The sequence below is a fragment of the Streptomyces sp. NPDC031379 genome (genome assembly GCF_055569615.1).
On record NZ_JBVIIT010000006.1, the window covers coordinates 321,273 to 346,258 of the forward strand.

Here is a 24,986-nt window from a genome sequence, read left to right on the forward strand (position 1 = left end):
GGCTGGCGCGCTGCGTCAGGTCGCCTCGCCCGACTCCGCCCCGCCGTACCGGCGCTCGAAGCGGGCGACGCGGCCCTCGGTGTCCACGGTGCGGGCCTTGCCCGTGTAGAAGGGGTGGCTCTCGGAGGAGATCTCCACGTCGATCACCGGATAGCTTTGGCCGTCGTCCCACTCGATGGTCTGCTCGCTCCGTGCGGTGGACCGGGTCAGGAAGGCGTAGCCCGCCGCGCGGTCACGGAAGACCACGGGGTGGTAGTCGGGGTGCTTGTCCTGCTGCATGGCGGCTCCTCGTGCGGGGCGGTCGGGCAGGGTGCCTGCGGGTCAGCCGGGGAGGGAGTCCTCGTCGACGATGTGCATCGCGGCCTCCTCCGCGGAGGCGGCGGCGCCGTCGATACCGACGTCGGTGGCGACGAGAGCGGCCTCCTCGTCCTCGTGCGCGCCTTCGTCGGGGGCCACCAGCCGGCCGGAGCGGAAGTTGCCGACCTCGTTGTCGAGGACCTCGCCGTCGGTGCCGTCGCAGTCACCGATGCCGTCGCCGACGGGCGCGGCAGGGTCGGGCAGCTCCTCGGCGAGCCGCTGGTCGAGGGTTTCACCCGCCTGTCGTTCCGCCGCCGTCACACCGACGTGGTCCACCGCCCACGGCCGCTCGGGAGGGGACCAGCCCCGGTCGAGGGGGTCGGCGACGCCGTCGAAGTCCAGTGTGTCCTCGACGTCGAGCACCCCCGAGTCCTCCCGGATCTCCGAGGGATCGGGCTGGTAGACGTCATCCCCCCAACCGTCGGCGCTGTCCACGAGTACCTCCAGGTGGTGAGGACGGCCGCATGCCGCCGAAACGGGCTGCGGGCCGTCGGCACGCCCGGCACGGGCACGGGACACGGTCCGAGTGGTCCCCGGGCGCTTTCCGCACCGGTGCCGCTCTCCAGCCTTCCACCCCGGCTCGGGACCGCGCAACGGCACGAGCCCCGGCCGGGTCCCGCACCCGCGTGCCGGGGCCCGGCGGGACCTGCGGGGCACCGGTGGCACCCCGCGGGCGGGTCCCGTCGCGATGCGCTCTCCAGGGGCACCGCCGCCGTCGGCGCGCGTCGCGGGGGCCCTGGACAGCCCGCGTGCCGGCACGATCGCCCGACTCACCGGCACAGGCACCGGCGCCGGGCGAGCCCTCCGCGCCGTCGGTACGGGCGCCGGCTCCGCACCTCGCCCGCCTGTGCCGTCTTCGCCTGCGCTGCCGGCTGCGTACCGTCACCTGTCGGTGACGTCCGTGCCGGCGTCGGTGCCCTCGGTGGGGCCTCAGCCGTGCCAGGACCGCCACAGTGCCGCGTACGCCCCGTCCGCCGCCACCAGCTCGTCATGGCTGCCCAGCTCGCTGATGCGGCCGTTCTCCACCACGGCGATCACGTCGGCGTCGTGCGCGGTGTGCAGGCGGTGGGCGATGGCGACCACCGTGCGACCGTCCAGGACACGGGCCAGGGAGCGTTCCAGATGCCGAGCCGCACGCGGGTCGAGCAGCGAGGTCGCCTCGTCCAGGACCAGCGTGTGCGGATCGGCCAGCACCAGCCGGGCCAGCGCGATCTGCTGGGCCTGCGCCGGGGTCAGCGCAAGGCCGCCGGAGCCGACCTCGGTGCTCAGGCCGTCGTCCAGCGCCCGCGCCCACGCGTCCGCGTCGACCGCGCCCAGGGCCGCCCACAGCTCGTCGTCGTGGCTGCCGATGGGGGTCTCCCCGCTCGAGCGAAGCCGAGAGTGGGGGAGGGCCAGCAGGAGGTTGTCGCGCAGGGAGCCCACGAACACGTGATGCTCCTGGTTGACCAGGGCCACGTGCGAGCGGACGCGTTCGGCCGGCATCCGGGACAGCTCCGCCCCGCCCAGGGTGACGCGGCCGTCCCGGGGCGCGTAGATCCCGGCGAGCAGCCTGCCCAGGGTGGACTTGCCCGCGCCGGAGGGGCCGACCAGGGCCAGCCGGGTGCCCGGCGCCACGTCCAAGGAGACCTTGCGCAGCACGTCGACGCCCTCGCGGTAACCGAAGTGCACCCGGTCGGCGCGCACGTCCCGCCCGGCGGGGGCCAGCGAGCCGTCCCCGGCGTCCGGCTCGACGTCCCGCACCCCGACCAGGCGGGCCAGCGACACCTGGGCCACCTGCACCTCGTCGTACCAGCGCAGGATCAGGTTGACCGGGTCGACGAGCATCTGCGCGATGAGCGCGCCCGTGGTCAGCTGACCCACCTCGAGCCAGCCCTGCAGGACGAACACACCGCCGACCATCAGGACCGAGCCGAGCACGAGAGCGTGCACGGCGTTGATCACCGGGAAGAGCACGGACCGCAGCCACAGGGTGTAGCGCTCCCACGCCGTCCACTCCTTGATGCGCCGCTCCGAGAGCGCGACACGGCGCGCGCCGAGACGGTGCGCCTCCACGGTGTGGCCCGCGTCCACGGTCTCGGCGAGCGCTGCGGCGACGGCGGCGTACCCGGCGGATTCGGAGCGGTAGCCGGAGGGCGCCCGCTTGAAGTACCAGCGGCAGCCGACCACGAGCACCGGCACGGCGAGCAGGACGGCGGCCGCCAGTGGCGGTGCCGTCACGATCAGCCCGCCGAGCAGCAGCACGACCCACACGGCACCGATCGCCAGCTGCGGCACGGCCTCGCGCATGGCGTTGGCGAGGCGGTCGATGTCGGTGGTGATCCGGGAGAGCAGATCGCCGGTGCCCGCCCGCTCCAGCACGCCCGGCGGCAGCCCGACCGACCGGACGAGGAAGTCCTCGCGCAGGTCGGCCAGCATCCGCTCGCCGAGCATCGCGCCCCGCAGCCGCACCTGCCGGACGAACACGGCCTGAACGGCCAGCGCGAGCACGAACGTCCCGACGGTCAGGCCGAGATGCAGCTCCCGGGCCCCGTCCGACACCCGCTCGACCAGGCCGCCGAGCAGGTAGGGGCCCACCATGGAGGCGACCACGGCCACCGTGTTGACCGCGATCAGAAGCAGGAAGGCGCGCCGGTGCCGGCGGAACAGTTCCACGACGTAGGCGCGTACGGTCGCGGCCGCGCCGACGGGCAGGGTGGTGGCGGTCGTCGGGGCCGCCGGGTCGTACGCGGGCGGCGCAACGCCGATCATGCGCTCTCCTCGATCTCTTCCAGTTCCTCGAGAGCGTCCAGGAGGACGTCCCCGTCGGACAGGTCCACAGCAGCGCCGGCCGAGGCCTGCTCCTCCTCGGTCTCGCGCGTCACCACGGCCCGGTATCGCGGCTCGCCGTCGACGAGTTCACGGTGCACGCCGGTCGCCACGACCTCACCCTCGTGGAGGAGGGCGACCCGGTCCGCGCGGTCGAGCAGCAGCGGCGAGGAGGTGAACACCACCGTCGTCCGTCCCGAGCGCAGCCGGCGCAGCCCGTCCGCGATCCGTGCCTCGGTGTGCGAGTCGACCGCGGAGGTCGGCTCGTCCAGCACCAGCACCTCCGGATCGGTGATCAGCGACCGGGCCAGGGCGAGCCGCTGGCGCTGGCCGCCGGAGAGGGAGCGTCCGCGTTCGGTGATGCGGGCGTCCATCGGGTCGGCGGCGTCCACCGAGCCCTGGACGAGCGCGTCCAGGACGTCCTCGCACTGCGCCGCGGCCAGCGCGTCGGCGGGCCGCACGGCACCAGAGGCGGGCACGTCGAGCAGTTCGCGCAGGGTGCCGGAGAGCAGCACCGGGTCCTTGTCCTGGACGAGGACGGCGGTACGGGCGGTGTCCAGCGGGAGTTCGTCCAGGGGAACTCCGCCGAGCAGCGCCGAGCGGCCGGGGTCGGCGGGGTGGCCGCCCAGCCGCTCCGCGAGCCTGCCCGCCGCGTCAGGGTCGCCGCAGACCACGGCGGTGAGCCGGCCGGCGGGAGCGAGCAGACCGGTGTCGGGGTCGTACAGGTCACCGTCCGGCACCTCGGCGGCGCGGACGCCGTCGGTGGCGGTGGCCCGCTCCAGCGACAGCACGCGGGCGGCGCGTTTGGCCGAGGGACGGGAGAAGGAGTAGGCCATCGCGATCTCTTCGAAGTGGCGCAAGGGATAGTTCAGGATCATCACCGCGCTGTACACGGTGACGAGTTCGCCGACCGTGATCCGGCCCTGGCGGGCCAGATGGACGCCGTGCCAGACGACCGCGATCAGCAGCAGCCCCGGCAGCAGCACCTGGATGGCGGAGATCAGCGACCACATCCGGGCGCTGCGCACCGCGGCGTGCCGTACCTCCTGCGAGGCCTGCCGGTAGCGGTCGAGGAACAGTTCCTCGCCGCCGATGCCGCGCAGCACGCGCAGCCCGGCGACCGTGTCCGACGCCAGTTCGGTGGCCCGGCCCGCCTTCTCGCGCTGCACGTCGGCGCGGCGCGTCGCGCGGGGCAGCAGCGGCAGCACGGCGAGCGCCACGACGGGCAGCCCGACGGCGACCACCACGCCCAGGGCGGGCTGGTAGACGAGGAGGCCGGCACAGACCACGACGACCGTCAGAGCGGCCGCGGTGAACCGGGAGACCGCTTCGACGAACCAGCCGATCTTCTCCACGTCACCGGTGGAGACGGCCACCACCTCACCGGCCGCGACCCGTCGCGTCAGCGCGGAGCCCAGATGGGCGGCCTTGCGTGCGAGCAGTTGCTGGACGCGGGCCGCGGCGGTGATCCAGTTGGTGACGGCGGCCCGGTGCAGGAAGGTGTCGCCGACGGCGATGCCCGTGCCGCACAGCAGCATCAGACCACCCGTCAGGGCGAGCCGGCTGCCGGAGCGGTCGATGACCGCCTGGACGGCGAGGCCGACACAGAAGGGCAGGGCGGAGACGGAGACGAAGTGCAGCAGGCCCCATGCGAGCGACTTCAGCTGCCCGCCCATCTGGTTGCGCCAGAGCCACCACAGGAAGCGAGGACCCGAACGTGTGTCGGGCACGCCCGGATCGGAATACGGAAGGTCTTGAATCTGCATGACGTCCCAGTGGCTCGTGTCAGGGGAGGGGGATGCGGCTGTGCGCGGCAACAAGCCGTGAAAGGTTCGCGTCGCAGAGTGGTGAATTTCAAACGGTTTTCCTGGACGGCCCGCGCGGACGGCCGACTTCCGGCCAGGGGGCCGAGGACGCACCGAGGCCCCTGTGACCGCACCGGTCGCAGGGGCCTCGGAACCGACCGCTTATCGGCCGGGCGGGGGGCTCTTGGGCGCCGGCGGCGGTCCTGCCGCGGCGGGTCCGGCCAGCACGTCCACGTCGCTGACCCGGACGTAGGCGAGCCGGTGACCGAGCTGGATCTGGTAGTAGCCCTCCTGGCCCCTCACCACCGGCTCGGGTGTGTCGGCGAAGGACGACCGGTCGACGTACGAACTGCCGACGCGGGCCTGGGTCACGTACCGCTGGCCCGCCGCGAAGCGGTAGGGGAGCGGCGACTCGGGCTCCTCGTCCACGTCCTCGGGGTAGGCGTCCGCCTCCGGCAGCGCCCGCCCGTAGACCGGGATCTCGTTCAGGCCTTCCTTCGGTGTCACCATCCGGCCGGTCGCGCCGACGGCCGTCGGGTGTTTGCGCGGGTTCTTGAACCAGGCCTTGCGGCCCTGGAACCAGATCGCCGTCCACTCGCCGTTGCGTCCGGCGACGGCGAAGGTCTGGCCGGCGGAGACGCGCGACCCCAGGTCGTTGACGTCCTCCGTGGAGGGGTCGCCGTCCGGCTTGCGGCCCGGGTCCTGGATCAGGGGGGCGTTGTCGGCCGGTTCGGTGTGGAGGCGGACGGCGCTGGAGCCGTGCGCCGGGCACGGCACACCGCTGCCGGCGCACCCCGTGAACCGTGGTTTGTGGGTGGCGTAGTCCGGAAGGATCATCACCATGTCGCTGTCCGGTCCCGCCGTGGCCCGCAGCGGGGCGCCGAGCAGGTCGAAGTAGTGCCGCCAGTCCCAGAAGGGGCCCGGGTCGTCGTGCATGTCGGGGATGGTGCCGGCGGTCGGTGACGGCACGTTGTCGTGGCCGAAGACGTGCTGCCGGTCGAGCGGGACGCCGTAACGTTTCGCCAGATAGCGCACCAGGCGGGCCGAGGCCTGGTACATCCGTTCCGTGTACCAGGTGCCGGGGTGGGTGAGGAAGCCCTCGTGCTCGATGCCGATCGAACGGGCGTTCACGAACTGGCTGCCGGAGTGCCAGGCCTCGTCCTTGGTCTTGACGTGCTGGGTGATGTGGCCGTCGCTGGAGCGGATCGAGTAGTGCCACGACGCCTCGGTCGGATCCTGCACCGTCTCGAACATCCTGGGCAGCCTGGCCTCGGTGTCGTGGATGACGATGTACTCGATCTTCTGGTCCCGCGGCCGGTCGGCGAGGTCGTGGTTGCCGTACGTGCCGTCCTCGTCGATCTGCTCGTACGGCGCGCTGAGCCAGTCGCAGGACAGCTCCGCGGGGCACTCGGCCTCCTTGGACCGCCGTACGGCCTCGGGGTGGGCCTCGCGTGGACGTACAGCGGGGCTCGGGGCGAGGGTGACCTTCTGTCCTTCGGCCGTGGTGCGGTGCGCTCCCTTGCGGATCAGGGCGAAGACGTCGTTCGCGTAGGTCGCCGCTGACGTGATGTCACGGGTGCCGGGGTAGCGCTCCACTGCCTCCCACCAGTCCGCCGGGTCGTCACTGAGGGGCTTGCCGAGCTGTCGCTGCGTGGCCGCCAGAAGTGCCGCGCCGCCCCGGATGTTGGCGGCGGCGTCCGTCCGCAGGCGCTCGACCGGGACCTCGATCAGGCGTGCGGCGTGCTCGAGGTCCGCCGGCTGCACGACATGGCCGCCCGCGGTGTCGTCCACGGGCGCGGCCGGCGCCTGCGTCTTCCCCGAAGGGGGCGGGCCGGCCGCCTCCGCCTCCGCCGGGTCCTGCAGCCGGCCGGTGTCGAGCAGGTGCATCGGTCCGTAGCCGCCGGCGACGCTGGGAGCGCCGGGATGGGCGTCCCAGCGCGACTGCACGTAGGACACGCTCATGAGCACGCTGCGCGGCACGTGGTACTCGCGTGCGGCGTCCTCGAAGACATCCTGCAGCCGCAGGTCCGGCGACCCGTCCTCGCCGGACATCGGGATGAGCAGCAACGGCGCGAGCACCGCCGCCGACGCGATCACGCAAGCCGTTCGGCGGTACCCGCGGAGGGCGTTGGGAACACGTGGGGTGGCCGGTCTTCTCATTGCACGGTTCTCCAGACATGCTCGTCACCATCAGGACAAGGGAGTTGTCCTGCACGCCACCCCTGGTACGTTTCCGTGCTTGGCGCGCCACGTCGCGCCAACCGTCACCGGGGTGGCCGAGCGGCCGGGCAGAGGCCACTCGGTCGGCGGCGTGGGGCTCAGTCCTCGACCGGGTCGACCTGCCAGTCCGGGTGACCCGGCATGGGCGGGGTGTGCGGGCCGTACAGCCACGGGGTCAGGAAGGGGTTCAGGTCCTCGCCGGCGACCCGGGACGCGAGCGCGATGAACTCCCGGGTGCCGGCCGCGCGCCCCCGGTACGTCCTCACCCAGGACCGCTCGATCCTGTCGAAGGTCTCGGTGCCGACCTTCTCCCGCAGGGCGAACAGCACCAGTGCCGAACCGTCGTAGCGCATCACCTTGAACAGCGTCGGTTCCGTGGGCTCGGCGGGCGCCCCCTCGTCGTGCCGCCACTGGTCGTGCTGCTCGTACGCCGCCCGCATCACGTCCTCCAGGCTCACACCGCCGTGTTCGTCGGAGTACAGACGTTCGTAGAACCGGGCGTGACCCTCGCTCAGCCACAGGTCGGACCAGCGCCGCAGGGCGACGCTGTCACCCGTCCAGTGGTGGGTCAGCTCGTGCACGAGATTGCGCTCGGCGTCGATCCGGTCCCCGAGCAGGTCGTCCTTCGGTACGACGGACAGCGACTGGGTCTCGAGCGCCACGGGCAGGTCGGTGTCCCCGACGAGCACGCCGTAGCGGCGGAACGGGTACGGGCCGAGCCGCCGTTCCAGCCAGGCGAGGTGTTCCGGGGTGAGTGAGCGGTAGGCCTCGGTGTCGCCGACCAGGCTCTCCGGGACCACGTCCCGGACCGGCAGTCCGCGCGGGCCGGCGCTGTCGACGAACGCGAACCTCCCGATCGCCAGCTGGACCAGTTGCGGCGCGACCGGCTCTTCGGAGTCGTACGTCCACCGGATGCGTCCGCCGGGTCGCCGGACCCTGTCGACCAGCCGGCCGTTGGCCACCGCTCTGAGCCCCGCGGGTGTGGTGATGCGGAAGGTGACCGGCGCCCGCAGGCTCGGGTGGTCGTTCGACGGGAAGATCATTTTGGCGCCGTCGGGCTGGGCGCAGACCATGGTGCCGTCGGACGTCGGCACCCAGCCGTAGTCCTGGATGGCGTCGTCGCGGTGCCGGTGCTGCGTCGGGTCGGCCGTGTAGGCGACGTGGACGGTGAACGGGCTTCCGCGCGGGATCGGTCTCGCCGGAGTGACGACCAGTTCGTCTCCGTCGCGGACGGCGGCGGCGGGCGTGCCGTCGACCGTGACCTCGCGCAGGGTGTTGCCCGCGAAGTCGAGATCGAAGCGGGACAGGGACTGAGTGGCCGTGGCGCTGATGGCGGCGCCGGCGGCGAAGGGCGTCCGGGGTGCCCGCCAGTCGAAGTCGAGCGTGTACCGGCGGACCGTGTAGCCGCCGTTGCCGGCCAGCGGCATCAGCGGGTCGCCGATCCCCGGTGCGCCTGGGGCCGGGGCGGGGGCCGACGGGGCGGCCGGACCGGGAGCGGGCGAGCCGTCGGCTCCCCGCGGGAGCGTGGCGAGCACGGCGGCACCCGTGAACGCGCCGGCAGCGGCGAGGGCTAGGGCGAGGACCGCGCGACGGTTGCGCAGGACATGACGGGGGCGCCCCCGACGGGACTCCTGGCCCGCGGCTCCCGTGAGTGACCCCTGTGGCATCTCCATGACCGCACTATGCCAGCAAGATCCGCTTATAGCATGAAATGTCCTTATGGGGCGCGCCTGTGCGGGGCAGGGCGGCCGAGCCGGCCCCGTGGGCGTCCCGGCGTGGCGGTCTTCGTCCGGTCTGTGCGTTGCGGCCGGTGGTCAACTCCCCGTAGAACACCGCCCATGAGAAGACGGATAGTCATGTCCATGTTCGCCGGAGCGACCCTCCTGGTGAGCACGTTCTTCGGTACCGGGACCGCAACCGCCCGAGCGGCGGACGTACCCGCCGAGTTCGGTACCGACTGGCACGACCCGGTGACCGCGGCGCCGCCGCTCGACCGGCCGCACACCAGGTCGTGCGAGGTCACCCTCGCCGACGCCCGGTTCCGCGACTTCACCCCCTACCGGGGTGCGTACACCCCGCCCCAGGGCTGCGGCGACCGCTGGAGCAAGGTCGTCCTGCGCCTCGACGGCAAGGTGAAGGGGCGTCAGTACGACCGGCTCGGCTATCTGCACGTCGGCGGGGTGGAGATCCTGCGCACCTCCACGCCGGAGCCCTCGCCCGACGGCATCGAGTGGCACGTCGAGAAGGACGTCACCCGCTACAGCGACACCTTCCGCGGTGCGCGGGACGTCGAGATGCTCATCGGCAACGTCGTGGACGACACGTACACCGGGGTCATCGACGTGCACGTCACCCTGACCTTCTACGCGGGCCGCCCCGGGACCCTCGCGCCCGATCGTGTGCTCACCCTCGCCGACACGCCGGACGGCACGACCCTCACCACCCCGCGCAACAGCGAGCGGATCGTCGCCGAGGTGTACGCGACCGGTTCGGGCGGCGGCTGCGAGGAGTTCTGGTACCTGACCGTGGCCGACCCGGCGTCCTACTCCTGCAAGGCCGACCACGGGCCCTACCGCGAGGTGCAGATCAGGGTCGACGGCCGGCTCGCGGGCATCGCGGCGCCGTTCCCGAACGTCTGGACCGGCGGCTGGTCCAACCCCTTCCTCTGGTACGTCCTCCCGGCTCCCCGCGCCTTCGACGTCCGGCCCGTCGAGTACGACCTCACGCCCTTCGCCGGCCTCCTCAACGACGGCCTCCCGCACCGCGTCGAGGTCTCCGTCGCCGGCGTACCCGCGGGGCAGTCCGGCTGGAGCGCACCGGTGAACGTACTGGTCTGGCGTGACGCGCACCGCGCCCACGTCACCGGCGCGCTCACCGGGAACACGGCGACGGACGTCACCAACTCCTCGACCTACACGCCCGGTTCGGAGAACCGCGTCGACACCGACGCCGGGCACCGGCTCACCGTCTCCGGCTACCTCGACACCTCGCACGGCCGGGTGACGACCACCGTCAGCAGGACGCTGGACAACACCTCCGTCCACCGCTGGACCGACGGCGAGAACACGGACGGACTCGACGCGACCTGGACCGACGACGAGACCGTCACCGTCGGCGGACCCGGCCCCGCGCGCACCATGCACACGCACCGGACGTACACGATGAACGGCGCCACGACCGTCGGCTCGGACAACCGCCTGCGCACAGCGCTGACCCTCGGCGACCGCGCCTCGGTCGTGGAGCGGCGGGACGGCCGGCGCACCGCGTGGTCCCGGCTCGACGACACCTACAGCGGCGACGCCGCGTACACGATCAACGTCCCGCGCGACCAGCGGCACGCGGTGGGCACGTCGACCGAGCGTTATCGGCGGTACGGCTCCGGCGGCTGCTACGACCGGTCGCTGACCACGGTCCAGGGAGCGCTGACGGAGGACCGCAGCCGCTGCTGACCCGGCGATGTCCGGTGCGTCACCCGGCCGCCTGCCCTCGCTCCGGCCTTCCGGGGCGGGGGCAGCGGTCGTTCAGCACGGCTTGACCGCGTCTCCGTCGATCAGCGTGTCCAGCAGGACGCCGAGCACCTGGCGCTCCTTCTCCGTCAGCGGGGCGAGTATCTCCTCGGCCGCCGAGCGCCGTGCGCCGCGCAGCTCGCGCAGGGTCGAGCGGCCCTCGTCCGTCAGCTCGATCCGGGTCACGCGCCGGTTCGCCGGGTCGGACACCCGACGCACCTCGCCGTGCGCCTCCAGCCCGTCGACCAGGGTCGTCACCGCGCGGGGCACGACCTCCAGGCGCTCGGCGAGGTCGGCCATGCGCGGGGGCGAGCCGTAGTGCGCGAGGGTGCGCAACAGCCGGGACTGGGCCGGGGTGATACCCAGGGCGCGCTCCTCCAGGTGGCGCTTCTGGATGCGGTGCACCCGGCGGGTCAGCCGCAACAACTGCTCGGCGAGCAGGCCCTCGGGATCGGGGGTGGTCATGCGGGAACAATATCAGGACGCCGTTCATTGTGAGTATAGGTAACAATGAGCTACGATCCGTTCCGTCCTGGTCGGCCGATCCCGGCCGACCTCCGCCCACCTCCGTAGGAGCCCATGCACCCCGACCGTGAACCGTCCTGGACCCCACCTGCCGACTCCGAGGAGCAGCCCCGGCAGGTGCGTCGCATCCTGAAGCTCTTCCGTCCCTACCGCGGGCGGCTCGCGATCGTCGGCCTGCTGGTCGGCGCCTCCTCGCTGGTCTCGGTGGCCACACCGTTCCTGCTGAAGGAGACCCTGGACGTCGCGATCCCCGAGGGCCGCACCGGCCTGCTGAGCCTGCTCGCGCTCGGCATGATCCTCAGCGCCGTCCTCTCCAGCGTCTTCGGAGTCCTCCAGACGCTGATCTCGACCACCGTCGGCCAGCGCGTCATGCACGACCTGCGCACCGCCGTCTACGGCCGCCTGCAGCGCATGTCGCTGGCCTTCTTCACCCGCACCCGCACCGGCGAGGTGCAGTCCCGCATCGCCAACGACATCGGCGGCATGCAGGCCACCGTCACCTCGACCGCCACCTCCCTGGTCTCCAACGTCACCAGCGTGGTCGCGACGATCGTCGCCATGCTCGCCCTCGACTGGCGGCTCACGATCGTCTCGCTGCTCCTGCTGCCGGCGTTCGTGTGGATCAGCCGCCGTGTGGGCAGAGAACGCAAGAAGATCACCACCCAGCGGCAGAAGCAGATGGCCGCGATGGCCGCGACCGTCACCGAGTCGCTCTCCGTCAGCGGCATCCTGCTCGGCCGGACCATGGGCCGCTCCGACTCGCTCACCGCGTCCTTCGCCGAGGAGTCCGAGGGTCTGGTCGACCTGGAAGTGAAGTCGAACATGGCCGGGCGCTGGCGCATGGCCGTGATCACGATCGTGATGGCCGCGATGCCCGCCGTCATCTACTGGACCGCGGGCCTGGCCCTCCGGTTCGGCGGCCCCGAGGTCTCCCTCGGCACCATCGTCGCCTTCGTCTCGCTCCAGCAGGGCCTGTTCCGCCCGGCCGTCAGCCTGCTCGCGACCGGCGTCCAGATCCAGACCTCGCTCGCGCTCTTCCAGCGCATCTTCGAGTACCTGGACCTGCCCATCGACATCACCGAGCGCGCAGAGCCCGTCCGCCTCGACCGCATCAAGGGTGAGGTCCGCTTCGAAGGCGTCACGTTCCGCTACGACGCCGACGACGCGGTCCGCCCGGTCCTCGACGGCATCGACGTCACCGTGCCCGCGGGCGGCAGTCTCGCCGTCGTCGGCCCGACCGGCGCCGGCAAGTCCACCCTCGGATATCTGGTGCCCCGCCTCTACGACGTCACCGGCGGTCGCGTCACTCTGGACGGCATCGACGTCCGCGACCTCGACTTCGACACCCTCGCCCGCGCGGTCGGCGTCGTCTCGCAGGAGACGTACCTCTTCCACGCCTCGGTCGCCGACAACCTGCGCTTCGCCAAGCCGGACGCCACCGACGAGGAACTGCACACGGCGGCCAGGGCGGCGCAGATCCACGAGCACATCGCCGCACTGCCCGACGGCTACGACACGATCGTCGGCGAGCGCGGTCACCGCTTCTCCGGAGGTGAGAAGCAGCGCCTCGCCATAGCCCGCACCATCCTGCGCGACCCGCCGGTCCTCATCCTCGACGAGGCGACCAGCGCACTCGACACCCGCACGGAGGCCGCCGTCCAGGAGGCCATCGACGCCCTGTCGGCCGACCGTACGACGGTCACCATCGCCCACCGCCTGTCCACGATCCGTGATGCCGATCAGATCGTGGTGCTGGATTCCGGCCGGGTGGCCGAACGGGGCACGCACGAGGAACTGCTGGAGCTGGACGGGCGCTACGCGGCTCTGGCGCGCCGGGACGCCCAGCTGGAACCCGCAAGCTGACGCAGCGATCGCCAAACTGAACATATGCCGGGTTTGCAGCGATATGCGTAATACCGTGCCCGCATGCAGAAGAAGAATCCGCCACGGAGCACGATCCGACTGACCCGCCGAGGCCGCCTCGCCCTCGTCGCGGCCGGCGCCGTCGTGGCCGGCACCGCCGTGGCGGTGCCGCTGCTGACGCTGGAGAGGAGCATCCGCGAGGAGGCGAAGCCCGCGACCCTGGTCATCCCGGAGGGCTGGCGCGCGAGCCAGGTGTACGACGCGATCGACGAGGCCCTGAAGCTGCCCTTGGGCAGCACCCGCAAGTCCATCGGCAAGGCCGGTCTGAAACTGCCGGGCGAGGCCGCGGGCAACCCCGAGGGTTATCTCTTCCCGGCGACATATCCGCTGGCGAAAGGAGCGACCCCCGAATCCGTGCTGCGGTTCATGGTCGACACCGCCGACAAGAAGTTCAACTCGGCGCCGACCGCGGCCGGGGCCCAGCGCAGCGCGATGAACCTCTACCAGGCCGTCACCATCGCCAGCATCGTCCAGGTCGAGGCCGTGACGAAGGCGGAGATGGGCAAGGTCGCCCGGGTCGTCCTCAACCGGCTGGAGCGCGGGATGCCGCTGCAGATGGACTCGACCATCAACTACGCCCTGAACCGCACCGCCGTCCAGACCAGCGAGGACGACATCCGCATCGACAGCCCGTACAACTCCTACCAGCGCATGGGCCTGCCGCCGACGCCGATCGACAACCCCGGCGAGGACGCGATGCGCGCCGTGCTCAACCCGCCGCCGGGTACCTGGCTGTACTTCGTGACGGTCAAGCCCGGAGACACCCGTTTCACCGACGACTACGCGACGCACATGCGCAACGTGGCGGAGTTCAACGCCCTCCACCAGAGCACGGGAGCGCCACAGGCCCCGAGCCAGCCCCCGCTGCAGCCCCTTCCACAGCCCCCGCTGCAGCCCCTTCCTCAGCCCCCGCTGCAGCCCCTTCCTCAGCCCCCGCCGCAGTCCCTTCCGGAGGCCCCTCCACCGTCTCCGCCGCAGTCCCCGTTGCCGTCCCCGCCGCAGTCCCCGTTGCCGTCTCCGCCGCAGTCCCCGGCCCCCTCGCAGCCTGCCCTTCGCTGAGCCGACGGGACGTCAGGCGGCGGCCGGCTGTTCCCCGGCCGACAACCGCCTGATGTCCCGGACGGCCGCGCGACCGGCCCGGTTCGCACCGATGGTGCTGGCCGAGGGGCCGTACCCCACGAGGTGGACGCGTGGGTCCGCCACCGCGCGGGTGCCTTCGAGCCGGATGCCGCCGCCCGGCTCACGCAGCCGCAGGGGAGTGAGGTGGTCGAGCGCGGCCCGGAAACCGGTCGCCCACAGGATCACATCGGCATCCAGGTGCCGGCCGTCGCTCCACGCCACGCCGTCCGGGGTGATCCGGTCGAACATCGGCTGCCGGTCCAGGACACCGTCCGCGATGCCCTTCCGGACGGCGTCGTTGAGCGGCAGCCCGGTGACCGAGACCACACTGCGCGGCGGCAGCCCCTGCCGCACCCGCTCCTCCACCAGCGCGACCGCGGCCCGGCCCGCCTCCTGGTCGAACGGCCCTTCGCGGAACACCGGCGGCCGCCGGGTCACCCAGGTGGTCGCGGCCGCGTACGGGGCCAGCTCCAGCAGATGCTGGGTGCCCGAGGCGCCGCCGCCGACGACCACGACCCGCAGCCCGGCGAACTCCTCGGGCCCCGCGTACTGCGCGGTGTGCAACTGCCGTCCGCGGAAGGTCTCCTGGCCCGGGTAGCGCGGCCAGAACGGCCGGTCCCAGGTGCCGGTCGCGTTGATCAGCGCCCGCGTCGACCAGTTGCCCTCCGACGTCTCCACCAGCAGCCGCCCGCGTTCCCCCTCGCGCACCGCCCGCACGTCCACGGGCCGCCGTACCCGCAGGTCGAAGGTGCGCTCGTACCGGTCGAAGTACTCCCGGATCACCTCCGCCGAAGGCCGCGCCGGGTCGGCGTCCGTCAGCTCCATGCCGGGCAGCGCGTGCATTCCGTGCACCTTGCCGTACGTCAGCGACGGCCAGCGGAACTGCCAGGCGCCGCCCGGGCCGGGGGAGTGGTCCAGCACCACGAAGTCACGGTCCGGTTCGAAGCCGGTGCGCCGCAGGTGATAGGCGCCGGCCAGTCCGGCCTGACCCGCGCCTATGACGACTACCGCGACCTCGTGTGCAGCGTTCACGTCCCTCCCAACAGGGACCCGAGCGAGGATCTTCCCGGCCGCTCAGCGCCCACCCGCCGGCGGTTCGCGGGTCGAGGAGTCTCACGAGCTGGACCCGGAACGGCCCGGACTGCGGGGCGCGGTCGTGCCAGGGGTGTGAAACCCGGCGTGTGGGCCAGGATGGGGGCATGTCAGATGCCTTCACCACCCGAACGCTGACCGTCTCCACCGGCACCCGGGAGCGGGTCGTCGACCTCACCGGGGACTGCGAGGACTTCCTGCGGGAGGCGGCGGGCGGCCGCGACGGCCTCCTCAACATCTTCGTTCCGCACGCCACCGCCGGGATCGCCGTCATCGAGACGGGCGCCGGCAGCGACGACGACCTCCTCGCCGCCCTGCACACCCTGCTTCCCGCCGACGACCGCTGGCAGCACCGGCACGGCAGCCCCGGCCACGGCCGCGACCACGTCCTGCCGGCCGTCGTCCCCCCGCACGCGACCCTCCCGGTGATCGCCGGCCGCCTGGAACTGGGCACCTGGCAGTCCGTGTGCCTCGTCGACACGAACAGGGATAATCCGGAGCGTCAGGTCCGGCTGTCGTTCCTCGGGTAGCGGCACGGTAGGCGCGATATCCAGCACCCGGGAGACCCCAGTCGCCCCGGCTCTGCTTTCAGCGGGTCGGAGCCGGGTCTCTCATCCGTGAGAGGGAGGCCTTCCGTGCGTCCGGGGCTGCTGCAGCCGGGCCGCAAGTTCCCCCGGCAGGACGTCCCGGTTTGCCGGAGTCAGCTGGACGACCTCGATGTCGGCGCGCCGCTTGAGGGCGTCGGTGAACGGATCGCGGTGCGTGTGGACCGTGGCGACGACGTCGACCTCTGCGACGAACAGCGCGTCGACCGCGTGCCGGAACGCCGTGCACGCCAGTTCCATCCGACCCAGCTCGTCGATGAGCACCAGCCGCCCTGTTGCCTCCTCGGTTGCGGCCGGCCGAAGCGACGGCAGCGCCAGTCGTTCCATGACGCGCGGGTCGACGCCGTATTTGCCTACCCGTGGCGGACCGGGCAGGTCGACATGGGCGAGCACTTCCCGTCGGCCTGCCAGGGTCTCCAGGGCGAAACCGACGCGGGCGCCGGATTGCCGGATCTCCTCCGTGGTGAAGCCGGTGGCCGCGTGGGTGGGCAGCAGCGCGGCGAGCCGACGCATGGCGGTCGTCTTGCCCGCGCCAGGGCGGCCCTCGAGCAGGATCCTTGTCGGCACACCGCCATCTTCACCCCTGCTTCCCGAGGGAGTCCGGGTGGGCTCGGCCGAGCGGGGGTTTTGGGGTGCGGACCGGTGCCGGTGGCGCCGTTTGCGGGTATGGCGGCGCGCATGAGCGGAATTGAACTCAGCAGCACCGCGTTCGACGACAACACGGTGATCCCCCGTCGGTACAGCGGGGAGGGCGAGAACATCTCACCGCCCCTGACCTGGTCGGGGGTGCCCCACGAGGCCACGGAGCTGGTGCTCCTGTGCGAGGACCCGGACGCGCCGGGGACGACGTTCCTGCACTGGCTGGTGACCGGCATCGATCCGGGGACCACCGGGGCGGCGGAGGGCCAGAAGCCCCAGGGGGGCCTGCCGTGGCCCAACGGCTTCGGCCGCGTGGGCTGGGGAGGGCCGATGCCTCCACCGGGGCACGGGCCGCACCGCTACTTCTTCCGCCTGTACGCCCTGTCCGAGCCGCTGCCGCTGCACGACCACCCGGGCGTCGAGGACGTGCACCGTGCCCTGAAGGGCCGGGCGCTGGCCTCCGGCACCCTGGTCGGGACCTATCAGCGCTGAACGCGTCACCGCTGGTCATAGCCATGGGCGCCGTACAGCCGGACGAACCGGGCCGCGGTGACCGTCCTGCGGTGCACCAGGGTGTGGGCCCGCCGCTCGTACAGCTCGACACTCTCCTGCCCGCCCTGCCCGATGGGCTGGACGAGCCGGCCACCGGTGCGGAGCTGATCCACGAGCGGCTCAGGCACTCGCGGGAAGGCGGCGCAGACGATGACGGCGTCGTACGGGGCACGGGTCGGCATGCCGAGGGTCCCGTCGCCGAGTACGACCTCGGCATTGGCGACGCCCTGCCCGGCCAGCCGCAGGCGGGCCTCGTCGACCAGGTCGGGCCAGCGCTCGACGCTGACGACGTACGCGGCCGAGCGGGCCAGCAGCGCGGTCTGCCAGCCGTATCCGGTCCCGACCTCCAGGACCTGTTCGTCTCCGGTGAGGCCGAGAGCGGAGACCATCATGGCGATCAGCGAGGGCTGGGTGGTCACCTGCCCGTGGGGGAGCGGAACGGGCGTGTCCTGGTACGCGGATGCCACCTCGTCCGCGGGGACGAAATCCGCCCGGGGGATGCTCCGTACGGCCTCCAGGAGACGGGCGTCGGTCACGCCCACGGCGTGGGCCGCGCGGACCAGGTCCTCGGGGCTCCCTTCATGGGCCATCGGACCGTGGGGCCGTGGCGGTGGCGCCGGCGGCCCCGGTCGTGGTGCGTTCCACAAGCCGCGCGGCGTGATCGCGCTCGCCGCCCGACGCCGCCTCGTCGCTCACGTGCTCGGCGCCGTTCTCGCGGTACGCGTTGCGGTGCCGGTGAGCGGGGTCCGGTTCCGGCCGGGCGCAGCCCGGGCAGTCGAAGCCCTCGGTCCGGTCGAGGTTGAGCAGCGCCGGCGCCGCACGGCGGACCGCCGTCCGCTCCAGGGAGTACCGCAGCGGGTCGGCCACCGCCGGCAGGCCAGTCGCCCAGGTCTTGGGCGGGATGCTCGAGACGTCCGTCTCCTCCGCGCCGCTCCTGCTCCTGTCCATGTGCCCCATCCGCCGCTCGTACGCCGTGCTGCCGCTCCAGCCCAGTGTCGGCATGTTCCGCGTGCGGCGCGATCCGGGACGGTCGGGCGCGAGGAGCGCTCCGTGATCCGGGAGGCGCAGCGCGTCGGCGTCAGGACGTGGTCCCCGGGTCGCTGTACCGCAGCAGGGCGCCCACGCCCTCGTACAGCCTCAGTTCGTTCTCCGGTACGACGACCAGCTCGGCACCGGTGCCGACGAGGGCCCGGACGAGGGCCTCGTCGGCGCGTTCCTCGCGCGGGGCCCGCACGCCGAAGGACATCAGCTCCGCCTCGCTCAGGGCGAGCTGAGTGGGCTGGGAGCCCGTCCAGAGCCGCAGCGAAGACCCTGGCGGCCGGTTCAGCAGAAGTGCCGCGACCTGGCCGCGCTGGAGGGCGGCGACGGTGGCGGCGAGCCCGTCCGTCATGGGTCCGTCCAGGGCACGCCGGCCGATGAAGATGTCCACGAGTTCCCGGTCGTGCGCGGCCATGCGGCCGCGGAAGACGCCGTCGAGTTGCGGCTCCAACAGGGCGCGTCCGGTGTCGGTGGGGGTCCGGCCGCCCACGCGTACGACCTTGTCCCGCAGGGTGTGCGGCAGGCGGCGGATCAGTACGTTGCACGCCCACTCGTCCCCGCCCACGACGACGGCGTCGGCATGGGCGCGCCGCGCCCGTTCGTCCAGTCGGTGACCGAGCCGGAGGGAGGTGTGGTGCCAGGTCGCCACCGCGACCCTGCGGTGCAGCCGCTCACCCGGGGTGACGGTGGACACGGGCCAGGTGCCGGTCTCCGCCTCGAGAGTCACCCAGCCGTGGGTCTCGGCGGTCGGAAGGCCGCCGTAGTGGACGACCACGGCCATGTAGGGGATCTCCGGAACGTGCTGGGTGACCAGGGGCATCGCCTCCGGCAGGAGGCTGTAGCGCGCGGAGTCGTGCTCGGGCGGCCTGGGCAGCTCCCCGTCCAGGACGAGCGTGCCGTGGGCGGCGAAGATGGCCTGACCGTGCACCCCCGGCACCTCGGTGTCGGCACCGACCACCTCCTCCAGTACGTTGAGCAGCGCCCGGTCCGAGCCCTGACGGGACAGGCTCTCGCGCAACCGCCGCCAGCGCAGCGCGATCGCCCGCTCGGGATGCTCGACGTTTCGGGAGGTGTCCAGGTACACGGAGGCGAACGGGCCTGGCTCCGCGTAGAGGGGTGCAAGGAACGACAACCTCATCGCCACTCCTCGTCGATGGGTCTCCCTTCCTTTGATGATGCGCGCCCCGGGGGCGATGGGGCTCGACGATCACCCGTGGGAGCTGCGGCAGGCCTGTCGGCAGGGTCGGGGTTGTCTCGGCGGCCGCTCCGGGCGAGCCCGGGGCGGCTCGACGCCGAGGGATTCCGGTCCCGTCCTCCGCGGAAACAAATCGGGATAACCGGGCCGAGGGGAATGAATTTCCTCGGAGTTCTCGACACCGGCTGACGCACTGATCGCCGCTCCCGCCAGGCAGCGGCCTCATATCGCGGGTGAAACTGGTGCAGATGTGCGTTCCGTGCTAAACTGGCTGCTAGTTGCAGTTGTGGTTCCCGAAACTTCAAGTGCCTCGGCGACTGTATGTCGTCGGGCACTTTTGTATCTCCGGTGCTCATCCGGACGGGGTTCATCGTGGCAACGCAGGGGTTCACACAGTGTGGACCCCCGGGCACTGCCCCGAGGAGATATGACATGGCTACTGGCACCGTCAAGTGGTTCAACGCGGAAAAGGGCTTCGGCTTCATCGAGCAGGACGGCGGCGGCCCGGACGTCTTCGCCCACTACTCGAACATCGCCACCCAGGGCTACCGTGAACTCCAGGAAGGCCAGAGGGTGAACTTCGACATCACGCAGGGCCAGAAGGGCCCGCAGGCGGAGAACATCACTCCCGCCTGACGTCGAAGCGTATGAGATATCTGGGGCCCCGTCTTGCGGTGGGGCCCCAGGTGCCTGTTTTTTGTATTTCAGTGGAATTCTCTAAGTCTCACATTCGGCTCGTTCTTGCAATTCATCCGGCTCGTTCCCGTCGGGAATTCCTCGATGCGCGCCCTGCCGAGGAAGGTTCTCCATGAGCCGTTCAGCTCGCACGAACGACCGTTTCCGTCCCCAGGGTCAGGGGCGCCGCGGCGCCGGTCGAGGCGACACCGGACGCCGTCCCACCGCACCGCAGGGGGAGTTCGCGCTGCCGGCCACCATCACGCCGGCACTGCCCGCGGTCGCGACCTTCGGTGAACTGGACATGCCCGCCGAGTTGCTGAAGATGCTCACCAGCCTCGGCCTGAACGAGCCGTTCCCGATCCAGGCGGCCACGTTGCCGAACTCCCTCGCGGGGCGCGACGTCCTGGGCCGAGGGCGCACCGGATCGGGCAAGACGCTCGCCTTCGGCCTGGCCCTCCTCGTACGCACGAGCGGGCAGCGTGCCGAGGCGCGGAAGCCGCTGGCGTTGGTCCTCGTCCCGACGCGCGAGCTGGCCCAGCAGGTCACCGATGCGCTCGCCCCGTACGCCCGGCTGCTGAAGCTGCGGCTGGCCACGGTGGTCGGCGGCATGTCGATCGGCAGGCAGGCCGGCGCACTGCGTGCCGGGGCCGAGGTGGTCGTCGCGACTCCGGGCCGCCTCGCGGATCTCGTCGAGCGCAAGGACTGCCGTCTGGACCGGGTGAAGATCACCGTCCTGGACGAGGCCGACCAGATGGCGGACATGGGTTTCCTGCCGCAGGTCACCGAACTGCTGGACCAGGTACGTCCCGACGGCCAGCGCATGCTGTTCTCGGCCACGCTGGACCGCAACATCGATCTCCTGGTCCGCCGTTACCTCCATGACCCGGTCGTCCATTCGGTCGACCCGTCGGCGGGCGCGGTCACCACCATGGAGCACCATGTGCTGCAGGTGCACGGCGCCGACAAGTACGCCACCGCCACCGAAATCGCTGCCCGCGACGGGCGCGTGATCATGTTCCTGGACACCAAGCACGCCGTCGACCAGTTCACCAAGCACCTGCTGAGCAGCGGTGTGAAGGCCGTGGCGTTGCACGGTGGCAAGTCGCAGCCCCAGCGCACCCGCGCCCTGGCTCAGTTCAAGACCGGCGACGTCACGGCGCTGGTGGCCACCAACGTCGCGGCTCGGGGCATTCACGTCGACGACCTCGATCTCGTCGTCAACGTCGACCCGCCCAACGACCACAAGGACTACCTGCACCGCGGTGGCCGAACTGCCCGCGCCGGCGAGTCCGGCAGTGTCGTCACGCTGGTCCTGCCCGCTCAGCGCCGGGAGATGGCCCGTCTCATGTCCGACGCAGGCATCAGGCCGCAGATCACGCAGGTCCGCTCCGGCGAGGCCGCGCTGAGCCGCATCACCGGCGCCCAGGCTCCCTCCGGTGTTCCCGTCGTCGGCAGCGGGCCGGTCGCGGAGCGCCCGAAGCGCGGCGGTGCCCCCTTCCGCGGTCTCGGCACCCGTCCGGGGCGGGTCGGCGGCGGCGAGTCCCGTCGGTCCGCTGAGTCCCGCCAGATCGCCGAGGCCCGCAAGGCCGCCCGGGTCCGTCGTGGCGCATAGCCGGCAACGGTCCCCTCGTACGCTGTGTGCGTGACTCAGGCGGGCTTGCGCCACACGGAGATGTGCTTCGTGGAGTTCTGGGTGAACGGCGCCCCGTCCCAGTCCGCGACGCGTCGTTCCAGTTCGAGCCCCGCGATCCGTGCCATCAGGTCGAGTTCCGCCGGCCATGCGTACCGGTGCCGGGAGGCGCCGCGGCGGTAACGGCCGTCGTCGCCGTCGCGGGTGAAGTGGTGCGAGACGAGAACCTGCTCGACCAGATCGAAGGTGTCGAAACCGAGATGCCCCTCGGAGACGTCGAACGGCACCGCGACCTGCCCGGGCGGCAGGAGCCGCAGGGGCGGCACGCCCAGCTCGATGACGAATCGGCCGCCGGGCGCCAGGTGACGTGCGGCGTTCCGGAAGCACTCGACCTGCTCGTCCTGGGTGAGCAGGTTCGTGATGGTGTTGTAGACGAGATAGACCAGGGTGAACTCGCCGGGCACGGTAGTCGTGGCCATGTCGCCAAGGGTGACCGGGAGGGTGCTCTCGTCGATCTTGCGCCGCAGGACCGCCGCCATGGGCTCGGACAGTTCGATGCCCACCACCGGCACGCCGCGTTCCCGGAGCGGGACGCCCACGCGTCCGGTTCCGATGGCGAACTCCAATGCCCGTCCGTCTCCGGCGAGTTCGGCAAGGAAGGCGAGTGTCGGTCCGAGAACGGAGGCCGAGGACATCTCGCTCTCCTCCGTGTCGTAGCGGTCGGCCGTCGCATGGGTCCATAGCTCGCTGCTCGTCACGGGCGGCCACTTTGCCGGACACGGCGGGGCGATGTCGACGCATTTACCCTCCACCCTGCATACCTTCCACCCTGCACCGGTTCCTCGGCGAGGAACGTGCCGCGGCCGAGAACTGCGCACTACCGGAACACCCTCGACCGCACCTGCGCGCACAGGCGAGCCGGCGTCGCGTCAGCGCTGCGCCGGCACGTCCCAGCGGACGCGCAGAGCCGGGGGCTTGCGGAAGACCAGGCCTCTGGGCGCGGTGGGCGAGGCAGGGTCGAGCCGCAGGCCGGGGAGACGGTCGAGGAGTGCGAGGAGGCAGGCGCGGGTCTCCAGACGGGCGAGGTGGGCGCCCAGACAGAAGTGCGGGCCGTGCGCGAAGGCCAGCTGGAGGCGGGAGTTGCCCCGTCCCAGGTCGAAACCGTCGGGGTCCGGGAAGATCTCGGGGTCGCGGTTCGCGCCGGCGAGCGAGACGACCACCAGATCACCGCGCCGCACGTCGGCACCGCCGATCGTCACGTCTGCGGTGGCGTAACGGTCCACGACCGCCGCGGCGGGTTCCAGGCGGAGCGATTCCTCGATCGCCGCGTCGACCAGGCCTGGATGGGCGCGCACGAGGGCGAGTTGAGCGGGGTGTGCCAGCAGGTGCAGTACGGCGTTGGCGATCATGCCCTCGGTGGTCTCGATGCCGCCGAACATCAGCACGGCGGCGTTGGCGACCACCTCCGGCAGCTTCAAGCGCTCGCTCTCGGCCGCCGTGACCAGCAGCGACGCCTCACCACCTGCCGCGACCGTCGCCTCGACGCTTCCTCGCAGCTGGTCGAACGCCGCCGCCCCGGCGGGGTTCGCCGGCAGCCCGGCGGTGATGTCGGAGACCGCGCTCACGATGGCGTCGTACCAGGACAGCACCGCCTCGGCGTCCGCGCCGACCAGGCCCAGCGACTCGGCAACCACGGCGACGGCCAGCGGCCCGGCCACCTCCCGGCGCAGTTCGGCGCTGCCACGCGGCCGGATGCCGTCCACGAGGCGGGCGGCTTCCTGTTCCACGAACCCGGTGAACCGGTCGTGCACGTCTTGCGTGCGGAACGGGTCGGTGAAGGGGGCGCGGTGCCGCTTGTGCTCGGCGCCCTCCACGGAGAGCATGCTCGGACCGACCACCTGGGCGGTGGAGAAGCGGGGGTCGTCCACCGTGAAGGTCGCCGCGTCGCGCATCACGCGCAGCGCGAGATCACGCCGGGTCACCAGCCAGCCGTTCAGCACGGGGAGCCACGAAACCGGTTCGCGGGCGCGCAGCAGGGCCAGCCGGGGGTGCGGGTCGTCCTCCAACTCCCTGAGCGTGGTGGCGGAGCCGAGCGGAAAACGGCGCGCTGTCACCAAGGAAACTCCCCCTGCCTCGTCCTCGGAGATCCGGCCGCTCCGGAGCCCACTCAGAGCGTATGCGTCTGCGGAGGTGCGTCGAGCTGGTGGATCCTGCCGCCCTGGGACGCCGCTCACCGCACAGCGGGCACCGGCCCTCTCCGGCTCAAGGTCGCGTCCAGGTCCCGGTCCCGGGTGGGCCGGGCGACGGGACCAGGCCGAGCCGCTGGGCGCGCAGCACGGTGCCGACACGGTCACGGGTGCCCAGCTTGCGGTAGAGGTTCTCGACGTGCTTGTGCACCGTGCGGACCGAGATGCCGAGGCGGCGGCCGATGGCGTCGGCGGTGAGCGCGTCCGTGAGCAGCAGCAGAACGGTGGTCTCCCGGGGAGTCAACGCGCAGTCGGCCGCCCGCTGGTCCGGCGTGCCGTCGGTGCCGAGCGCCCGCCGCCATTCCTCCAGCAACCGCCGCTGCCGCTCGACCGCGGCCAGCAGTGGCTGCGCGCGCTCGGCCATGACGAGATGGTCGTCGGTGAAGTCCGTACCGGCGCGGTACACCAGGCATCCGGTGATGGGGGTCGTACTGTCGGGGAGCGGCACACCCAGGACGTGATCGACGTCCAGGACCTCATCGAGCAGGCGCGCTGTCGGGCTGTCCGGCCAGACGCGGCCCACCGCCCGGCCGGCGGTGACCGGGGTCCGGTCGGACCTGGCCGCGTAATGGTGGGCGAAGGGATAGCCCGAGCGGAACAGCCGCAGATCCGCGTCCTCGAGCCGGTCAAGTTCGACGGCGGCGGCGTCGGGTGTCGTACCGATCCTGCCCCGGCTCTCGCTCCAGTCGTCGAGTTTGTGGATGACCGCCTCGCCGCCGCACAGGTCCGCCAGGGCGGTGGCGAACATCGGCCACAGACGCTCGGGTTCCCGTTCGTGCAGCGCGGTCACGGCGACCGCCGTCATGCGCTCGTAGGCCTTGTCCAGCTCCACGTGTCCTCTCCGGTCGACGTCCCTTCCCAGTTTCCCTCGTCCGCGTACGTAGTTGTACGCATATCCCTGCCGCCTCGGGCTGTCGCACACTTCAACCGGGCGACAGGCCCGCCCGGACGCGGGGGGGGGGGGGGGGGGGGGGGGGGGGGGGGGGGGGGGGGGGGGGGGGGGGGGGGGGGGGGGGGTTTTGTGGTGGGGGGGGGGGGGAGGGGGGAGGAA

21 protein-coding genes and 1 pseudogene are annotated in these 24,986 nt (G+C 72.0%); 7 read left to right on the plus strand and 15 right to left on the minus strand.

Features of this window, described 5'->3' with window-relative positions:
- Positions 1 to 15: 15 nt before the first annotated feature.
- From ACZ5CW_RS11650 to ACZ5CW_RS11675, 6 genes are all read right to left on the minus strand, one after another.
- Entirely contained in the window at positions 16 to 279 is a 264-nt protein-coding gene (locus tag ACZ5CW_RS11650; RefSeq protein ID WP_468600124.1) for a type B 50S ribosomal protein L31, read from the minus strand.
- 42 nt (positions 280 to 321) lie between these two features.
- Entirely contained in the window at positions 322 to 792 is a 471-nt protein-coding gene (locus ACZ5CW_RS11655) for a DUF5709 domain-containing protein (RefSeq protein WP_468600125.1), read from the minus strand.
- Between the two features lie 495 nt (positions 793 to 1,287).
- Positions 1,288 to 3,105, minus strand: a complete 1,818-nt coding sequence (locus ACZ5CW_RS11660) for an ABC transporter ATP-binding protein (protein WP_468600126.1) — start codon at positions 3,103 to 3,105, stop codon at positions 1,288 to 1,290.
- A complete protein-coding gene (locus ACZ5CW_RS11665; RefSeq protein WP_468600127.1) occupies positions 3,102 to 4,928 on the minus strand; it encodes an ABC transporter ATP-binding protein in 1,827 nt (608 codons plus the stop codon). Before ACZ5CW_RS11665 ends, ACZ5CW_RS11660 begins: the two co-directional genes overlap by 4 nt.
- A 201-nt stretch (positions 4,929 to 5,129) precedes the next feature.
- Positions 5,130 to 7,064 (minus strand): N-acetylmuramoyl-L-alanine amidase, encoded by a 1,935-nt coding sequence (locus tag ACZ5CW_RS11670; RefSeq protein WP_468600128.1) that lies wholly within the window; start codon positions 7,062 to 7,064, stop codon positions 5,130 to 5,132.
- A gap of 221 nt (positions 7,065 to 7,285) precedes the next feature.
- On the minus strand, positions 7,286 to 8,860 hold the full coding sequence (locus ACZ5CW_RS11675) for a M1 family metallopeptidase (protein WP_468600129.1): 1,575 nt from the start codon (positions 8,858 to 8,860) through the stop codon (positions 7,286 to 7,288).
- A gap of 165 nt (positions 8,861 to 9,025) precedes the next feature.
- Between ACZ5CW_RS11675 and ACZ5CW_RS11680 the strand changes: the two genes are divergently transcribed.
- Positions 9,026 to 10,636 carry a peptide-N4-asparagine amidase gene (locus ACZ5CW_RS11680; protein WP_468600130.1) on the plus strand — a complete coding sequence of 537 codons (1,611 nt, stop codon included), beginning with the start codon at positions 9,026 to 9,028 and terminating at the stop codon, positions 10,634 to 10,636.
- A gap of 72 nt (positions 10,637 to 10,708) precedes the next feature.
- On the opposite strand, the gene ACZ5CW_RS11685 is transcribed toward ACZ5CW_RS11680, so the two are convergent.
- Positions 10,709 to 11,158, minus strand: coding sequence for a MarR family winged helix-turn-helix transcriptional regulator (locus ACZ5CW_RS11685; RefSeq protein ID WP_468600131.1), 450 nt, complete (start codon positions 11,156 to 11,158; stop codon positions 10,709 to 10,711).
- Positions 11,159 to 11,272: 114 nt separating this feature from the next.
- Here ACZ5CW_RS11685 and ACZ5CW_RS11690 point away from each other — a divergent pair, with 114 nt between their 5' ends.
- Together ACZ5CW_RS11690 and mltG are read left to right on the plus strand one after the other, a co-directional pair.
- Positions 11,273 to 13,081, plus strand: coding sequence for an ABC transporter ATP-binding protein (locus tag ACZ5CW_RS11690; protein ID WP_468600132.1), 1,809 nt, complete (start codon positions 11,273 to 11,275; stop codon positions 13,079 to 13,081).
- Between the two features lie 63 nt (positions 13,082 to 13,144).
- Positions 13,145 to 13,993 (plus strand): annotated as a pseudogene (mltG, locus tag ACZ5CW_RS11695) (endolytic transglycosylase MltG); the annotation flags it as partial.
- Between the two features lie 219 nt (positions 13,994 to 14,212).
- Here the strand turns inward: mltG and ACZ5CW_RS11700 are convergent.
- Positions 14,213 to 15,292, minus strand: coding sequence for an NAD(P)-binding domain-containing protein (locus ACZ5CW_RS11700; protein WP_468600133.1), 1,080 nt, complete (start codon positions 15,290 to 15,292; stop codon positions 14,213 to 14,215).
- Positions 15,293 to 15,459: 167 nt separating this feature from the next.
- On the opposite strand from ACZ5CW_RS11700, the gene ACZ5CW_RS11705 reads away from it, so the two are divergent.
- Positions 15,460 to 15,882: a secondary thiamine-phosphate synthase enzyme YjbQ gene (locus tag ACZ5CW_RS11705; protein WP_468600134.1), complete on the plus strand. Its 423-nt coding sequence runs from the start codon at positions 15,460 to 15,462 to the stop codon at positions 15,880 to 15,882.
- A gap of 81 nt (positions 15,883 to 15,963) precedes the next feature.
- Here the strand turns inward: ACZ5CW_RS11705 and ACZ5CW_RS11710 are convergent, their stop codons facing one another.
- Positions 15,964 to 16,524: a nucleoside-triphosphatase gene (locus ACZ5CW_RS11710; protein ID WP_468600135.1), complete on the minus strand. Its 561-nt coding sequence runs from the start codon at positions 16,522 to 16,524 to the stop codon at positions 15,964 to 15,966.
- Between the two features lie 111 nt (positions 16,525 to 16,635).
- Between ACZ5CW_RS11710 and ACZ5CW_RS11715 the strand changes: the two genes are divergently transcribed.
- Positions 16,636 to 17,088 carry a YbhB/YbcL family Raf kinase inhibitor-like protein gene (locus ACZ5CW_RS11715; RefSeq protein WP_468600136.1) on the plus strand — a complete coding sequence of 151 codons (453 nt, stop codon included), beginning with the start codon at positions 16,636 to 16,638 and terminating at the stop codon, positions 17,086 to 17,088.
- Positions 17,089 to 17,093: 5 nt separating this feature from the next.
- Here ACZ5CW_RS11715 and ACZ5CW_RS11720 read toward each other — a convergent pair whose 3' ends face one another.
- From ACZ5CW_RS11720 to ACZ5CW_RS11730, 3 genes are all read right to left on the minus strand, one after another.
- Positions 17,094 to 17,738, minus strand: coding sequence for a protein-L-isoaspartate(D-aspartate) O-methyltransferase (locus ACZ5CW_RS11720; protein ID WP_468600137.1), 645 nt, complete (start codon positions 17,736 to 17,738; stop codon positions 17,094 to 17,096).
- The gene (locus tag ACZ5CW_RS11725; RefSeq protein WP_468600138.1) at positions 17,728 to 18,096 is read right to left on the minus strand and encodes a hypothetical protein; all 369 of its coding nucleotides are present in this window, start codon (positions 18,094 to 18,096) and stop codon (positions 17,728 to 17,730) included. The genes ACZ5CW_RS11720 and ACZ5CW_RS11725 overlap by 11 nt, the downstream gene beginning before the upstream one ends.
- A 130-nt stretch (positions 18,097 to 18,226) precedes the next feature.
- Positions 18,227 to 19,324, minus strand: a complete 1,098-nt coding sequence (locus tag ACZ5CW_RS11730; protein WP_468600139.1) for a baeRF2 domain-containing protein — start codon at positions 19,322 to 19,324, stop codon at positions 18,227 to 18,229.
- Between the two features lie 489 nt (positions 19,325 to 19,813).
- On the opposite strand from ACZ5CW_RS11730, the gene ACZ5CW_RS11735 reads away from it, so the two are divergent.
- Both ACZ5CW_RS11735 and ACZ5CW_RS11740 read left to right on the plus strand, forming a co-directional pair.
- The gene (locus ACZ5CW_RS11735) at positions 19,814 to 20,017 is read left to right on the plus strand and encodes a cold-shock protein (protein ID WP_376408233.1); all 204 of its coding nucleotides are present in this window, start codon (positions 19,814 to 19,816) and stop codon (positions 20,015 to 20,017) included.
- A 172-nt stretch (positions 20,018 to 20,189) separates the two neighbouring features.
- A complete protein-coding gene (locus tag ACZ5CW_RS11740; protein WP_468600140.1) occupies positions 20,190 to 21,671 on the plus strand; it encodes a DEAD/DEAH box helicase in 1,482 nt (493 codons plus the stop codon).
- A gap of 35 nt (positions 21,672 to 21,706) precedes the next feature.
- Here ACZ5CW_RS11740 and ACZ5CW_RS11745 read toward each other — a convergent pair whose 3' ends face one another.
- The 3 genes from ACZ5CW_RS11745 to ACZ5CW_RS11755 form a co-directional block, all read right to left on the minus strand.
- Positions 21,707 to 22,447 carry a class I SAM-dependent DNA methyltransferase gene (locus ACZ5CW_RS11745; RefSeq protein ID WP_468600141.1) on the minus strand — a complete coding sequence of 247 codons (741 nt, stop codon included), beginning with the start codon at positions 22,445 to 22,447 and terminating at the stop codon, positions 21,707 to 21,709.
- A 171-nt stretch (positions 22,448 to 22,618) separates the two neighbouring features.
- Positions 22,619 to 23,803, minus strand: coding sequence for a cytochrome P450 (locus ACZ5CW_RS11750; RefSeq protein WP_468600142.1), 1,185 nt, complete (start codon positions 23,801 to 23,803; stop codon positions 22,619 to 22,621).
- A gap of 148 nt (positions 23,804 to 23,951) precedes the next feature.
- On the minus strand, positions 23,952 to 24,767 hold the full coding sequence (locus tag ACZ5CW_RS11755) for a helix-turn-helix transcriptional regulator (RefSeq protein ID WP_468600143.1): 816 nt from the start codon (positions 24,765 to 24,767) through the stop codon (positions 23,952 to 23,954).
- Between the last annotated feature and the right edge of the window lie 219 nt (positions 24,768 to 24,986).